Consider the following 5,037-nt stretch of genomic DNA (forward strand, 5'->3'; position numbering starts at 1 on the left):
CCCTCACTTGAGCACGGAGCATCGAGCAGGACGCGATCAAAGTACTCGGGGCGATGGCGCCACGTGAGGGTTCCGTCCTGAAAGAATGGCCGCACATTCTCCGCGGCATGCAGCCGCATGTTCTCACGCAGTTTGTAGTAGCGCGGCCGGGCAGATTCGACAGCTGTGATCCGTCCGGTATTGCCCATCATACATGCCATCTGGTGCGTCTTGCTTCCGGGGGCGGCCGTCAGATCGAGGATCTCTTCATCCGGCATCGGCGCCAGTACCAGAGGCGGAACCATGCTTGATGGATTCTGGATGTAGATTTCGCGACGATGATAGGCAGCGCTGGACAGCAGCTCGTCGCGACGGTCGGATGCCACGGAGAAACCGTCCACACTCCACGGAACCGGTTCGGCATGAAGGCCCTCCCTGTCGAGGGATACGATCACTGATACGACGTCCGTGACTAGAGTGTTGACACGAAACGCAGTTCGCTTGTCTGTGATGAAAGAGCGGAGCGCGCGCCTGAGATCCGTGGCAGGAATGATCCGCTCAAAACGCTCCAGAAAGGCTTCCGGGAGGGCCTCCAGAGCCTTCATGGGCCCATTTTCGGCTGCGCCGGCCGCTGGAAGAGAGTCAGAATGAGGTCCTGGCGTCACGAGGGGTGTTGCAACTTTGATGCCGTAAGTGAGACACCAAGATTAGGCAACTTTGTGGTATCTTTCGCGGGCAATCTGCACAGCGGAATAATGTTTAAGTAAGGTGCAGAAACGCTCGATACAAGGACAAGTGAGCAGCTGTTCATTAGTCCTGTCGTTCGAGTCGGCATATCCTGAGCAGCAAATCAGATTTTCTCCATGAGCAACAGCCGAAGCGACGAGGTCATACGCTGCTCCTTCTGCGGGAGAACAGCGCACGAGGTCACCTCGATGGTCGCTGGCCCCGATGTGTACATCTGCGACCGGTGCATCAACGATGCAGCCGGCATCGTCCGCAGTGACATCGCGTCGTATCAGAGCACGGTCGGAAGTTCAAAAGGGTCGACTCGTCGTGGCTCTGCAAAACGCCGCCTCACTCCGTACGAGATAAAGGCCGCACTCGACGAGTACGTCATTGGTCAGGACCAGGCCAAGAAGGCGCTCGCAGTCGCGGTGTACAACCACTACAAGCGCGTAGACTCCGACGAGTATCTCCACGAGTACGAAGACGTCGAGCTGGAGAAGTCCAACATCATGCTCATCGGCCCGACCGGAACGGGCAAGACCTTGCTCGCGCGGACGCTCGCTCGCATACTTGATGTACCGTTCTCCATCTCCGACGCCACGGCCTTGACGGAGGCCGGCTATGTAGGCGAAGATGTGGAAAGCATTCTGGCACATCTCCTGCATGCTGCCGATTTCAACGTTGAGCGTGCCGAGCGCGGCATCATCTATATCGATGAAATTGACAAAATTGCCCGGAAGAGCGACAACGCATCCATCACCCGCGACGTCTCGGGCGAAGGAGTACAGCAAGCCCTTCTCAAGATTCTGGAGGGAACGGTCGCAGGTGTCCCCCCCAAGGGCGGAAGAAAACACCCCGAACAGAGTCTGATCAACATCGATACGAGCAACATCCTCTTCATCTGTGGCGGAGCATTCGATGGTCTCGATGAGTTGATCTCACACCGTATGTCCACGAGCAGCATCGGCTTCCTTACGGACTCACAGACAAAGATGGACCGGCGCGACCCGGGCATCTTTCACCATGTCGAACCAGATGATCTTCTGCGATTCGGGCTGATACCAGAACTGATTGGACGCCTGCCCGTGAGCGCAGCGCTGAGTGGTCTGTCGGACGAAGCGATGAAGAGCATTCTGACCAGGCCGAAAAACGCACTCATCAAGCAGTACCAGAAGCTCTTCGCCATGGACGGCATCGAGCTGGTTTTCGATGAGGACGCGTTGAATGCGGTCGTTGAGAAAGCCCGCATGCTCGGTACGGGCGCACGCGGTCTCCGAGCCGTCATGGAGGACACGATGCTCGAGGTCATGTTCGACATCCACGCGCATCCGGACATTCAATCCTGTCGTATTACGTTGTCGACAGTAGAATCGAACGAGCGACCGGTTCTTGAGAAACGAAAGGCGTCGGCCTGACGAGAAGCGCCGGTGAACGTGTACATTCTCTGATGCACGGGCCTGCACAGCTGATGTTCGGATCTGCAAGACCGGCGCTGTTATCACCTCTTCGTTTCTCCCGAGCTCTCACGCATTGGACTGGTCATGGCTGACAAGCTACAGGCTACGGGAAGCGTCCGATCGTATACGTCGGCACTGTGGACCTTCCTCAATACGAGGCCCGTCTTTCTGTGGGCGCAGGCGATCGCGTTCAAGTCGCTTGTCGCGATCATCCCGATTGCCGCGATTCTCATGGGCCTGCTGGGCTCGGCACTGCCTCAACTGGTCCGCGACCTGGTTCCAAATGTTCAGCGGGACTGGCTGACCCAGTTCCTTGAGAGCCTCAATCAGTCGAGCAGTTCACTCACCGTTTTCGGTGCTGCGGGCCTTCTGTTCGTCGCCGTCACGCTCTTCTCCACTGTGCGATCGGTCCTGGCCGGCGTGTTTGAGGAATCAGATCGCGGAGGCCTCGGCGTACTCCTCGGGTACCTGTCGGATCTTCGCATGACGGTTCAAATCGGCCTGTTCTTTTCGCTCTCACTGGCCATCTCGTTCGCTCTTCAGGCAGTGAACATTTCGGACCTGAGTTTTCTGTCGCACATCGGCCTGGACCGACTGTGGATCCAGACCGGTTGGCGCCGCGCACTACAGATAGCCGGACTTGCGGTGCCCGCCATACTTTCCGGCGCAGTGTTCTTTCAACTCTACTATTTCGTACCGCAGCAGACACCGCGAAAACGAAGCGCACTCGCCGGGGCCATATTCGCAGCCGTGCTGACGGAGATGGCCAAAGTGGCGTTTGCCGTTTATGCTTCACGCGCCGGGCTGCTGACGCGCTATGCGGAGTCCGGTGACAGCGGGCTTGGAGATGTGTTCGGAGTGGTGATCGCCTTCGTCGTCTGGGCCTATTATTCCGGGCTGATATTCATCCTGGGCGCCTTCGTCGTTCTGATCCACCAGTCACGAAACCCGGAGACCGTCGAGTCGCCTCCGCGAGGATCGAACCGGCCACAAGGCATATGAATTGCAAGAGATTAGCCTCGCCGGAACTGCCATAAACGGAACCATTCCGCCGGCGGGTGCTTAATCTCTCGACAACAACTTCAACAACTCGTGTGCTTCGGTCATGAAGGGTCAGTACATCTCGCTGGCAACCGGTATCGCCCTGCTTGCCATCTTCAGCGCCTGCCGGGAACCGACCATCAATCGTTCGGAAGAGGGTGTTCTGTTTCTGGGTTCCGAGGAGTCTTCGGACGTCGTCGAGCGGGTCATTTCGCCCGGACAGAGAACGGTTGTGCTCAACGGATTCGCGGGATCTATTAGTCTCGTCGGAAGCGACTCGGATGTTGCCCGGTTTACGATCACCCGCACGGCACGCGGAGACTCGCCCGCAGAGGCTCAGAGCCAACTGCGCAACCTCGATATCGAGGAGGTCGGCGACGACCTGACGTATCGCTACAACTTCACGGCGTCACAGAATGCGTTGAGCCGCTTCGACGTGACGGGTGCGGTGCCCGCAGGCACGCCCATTAAGATTCAGTGGGTCGCTGGTAACATCACGATCGACGGCATCTCAGGAAAAGTGGAAGTTCAGAATCAGCACGGCGATGTGGGCTACTCCGGCCCGAGTTCAACGGTACGTCTTCGAACCCGAAACGGATCGGCAGCGGCCACCCTTACGTCAACCGCGAATACATTCGATGTGGCCCTTCTCACCGCCAACGGCGATGTCTCGGCACACGTATCGCCACTTGCTTCCGGAAACATTGAGGCCACAACGTCGGCCGGTGCAGTCAGCACCGACTCAATCGGCTTCGTTTCGGAATCGTATTCACCTGCGGATGCAGGCGCCCGATTTCGCGGACGACTTGGACAGGGTGCAGGCCAGATCTCCCTTGCGACTCAGCACGGATCGGTCCGCATAAGTGCGTATGTTGCCCCTGCCGTGACGCCTGCAGAGGCTGTTGAAGCGGCCATGCCGGAAGAACAGGGCGCTCAGGTGCTGCCAGACTCCCTTATCCCGGCGACGGAGCCGGTCCCGTCGTCAAGCACTCCGGCCGATTCTCTGCATTGAACCGGTGGGCGCAGCGCGTATTGCCCCGCCGATAACCATGATCGTCTCGACGGTGGCTCAGCGGTCTCTGCATAGCTTGAGAACGACGAATCGATTATGGCCCATCGCCATGATGGAGTCCCGCCGCATAAGAAAAGCGTCCGCCATGTGGTGGACCATCGCGGCACTGGTCGCTCTCTTCGTGCCCGTGGCGACCCACGCCCAGGCACCGCTATTCTATGCAAACGACGGCACGCTCGTCCGGAAGATCTCCTTCAAGTACGTGGATCAACGTACACTCGAAGCCGACGAGCTGAAGCAGAAGATCGTCACGACGTCACCGACGACCGTCGACCGCATTAAGCGATACATCCCGTTCGTTTCGCCCACTCGACATCGGTTCGATCCCGTCGTTCTTCAGAAAGATGTCGTCAGACTTCGTCGGCATTATCGAGAGCATGGATTTCTTTTTGCGGAGGTTGACTATCCGGCGAGCCAACTCGACACGACGCATAACACGATCCACGTCATCTTTTCGATCGTAGAGGGCCCGCCTCTTATCCTGCAGGATTTCGGTTTCTACGACTCCGACGGCAACTATACACTCGACGCCCTCCCGACCAGACTGCAACGTGACTGGGTTCGGTTTCGCGATCAACTCTCGCTGCAGGTGGGTCAGCGCTACACAGACGCAGAGCGCATCCGTATCCAGGACCAGGTGCTGAACTGGATGAAGGAACGCGGGTTCGCCTTTGCGCGCGTTACCGCCTCGGCCCGAGTCGATTCGGTATTCAGTACGGCCGACGTTCAGTATGTGATCGAGCCCGGGCCCGTCACTCA

At 58.2% G+C, this 5,037-nt stretch carries 5 protein-coding genes; 4 read left to right on the forward strand and 1 reads right to left on the reverse strand.

The features are described 5' to 3' along the window. Window positions 1-584, reverse strand: a 584-nt coding sequence (locus tag HKN37_01915) for an RsmB/NOP family class I SAM-dependent RNA methyltransferase (protein ID NNE45395.1), incomplete at its 3' end; no start/stop codon positions are given. Between the two features lie 258 nt (window positions 585-842). On the opposite strand from HKN37_01915, the gene clpX reads away from it, so the two are divergent. The 4 genes from clpX to HKN37_01935 all read left to right on the forward strand — a co-directional run. Then, window positions 843-2,123, forward strand: a complete 1,281-nt coding sequence (gene clpX / locus HKN37_01920) for an ATP-dependent Clp protease ATP-binding subunit ClpX (protein ID NNE45396.1) — start codon at window positions 843-845, stop codon at window positions 2,121-2,123. Window positions 2,124-2,249: 126 nt separating this feature from the next. Continuing rightward, window positions 2,250-3,167 carry a YihY/virulence factor BrkB family protein gene (locus HKN37_01925; protein ID NNE45397.1) on the forward strand — a complete coding sequence of 306 codons (918 nt, stop codon included), beginning with the start codon at window positions 2,250-2,252 and terminating at the stop codon, window positions 3,165-3,167. 103 nt (window positions 3,168-3,270) lie between these two features. Beyond that, the gene (locus tag HKN37_01930; protein NNE45398.1) at window positions 3,271-4,218 is read left to right on the forward strand and encodes a hypothetical protein; all 948 of its coding nucleotides are present in this window, start codon (window positions 3,271-3,273) and stop codon (window positions 4,216-4,218) included. 37 nt (window positions 4,219-4,255) lie between these two features. Further along, window positions 4,256-5,037, forward strand: a 782-nt coding sequence (locus tag HKN37_01935; protein NNE45399.1) for a hypothetical protein, incomplete at its 3' end; no start/stop codon positions are given.

It is taken from the genome of Rhodothermales bacterium, from assembly GCA_013002345.1.
Taxonomy (GTDB): Bacteria; Bacteroidota; Rhodothermia; order Rhodothermales; family JABDKH01; genus JABDKH01.

Coding starts and splice junctions, on each gene's coding strand:
- clpX (NNE45396.1), top strand. CDS start 843: ATGAGCAACAGCCGAAGCGACGAGGTCATACGCTGCTCCTTCTGCGGG.
- HKN37_01925 (NNE45397.1), top strand. CDS start 2,250: ATGGCTGACAAGCTACAGGCTACGGGAAGCGTCCGATCGTATACGTCG.
- HKN37_01930 (NNE45398.1), top strand. CDS start 3,271: ATGAAGGGTCAGTACATCTCGCTGGCAACCGGTATCGCCCTGCTTGCC.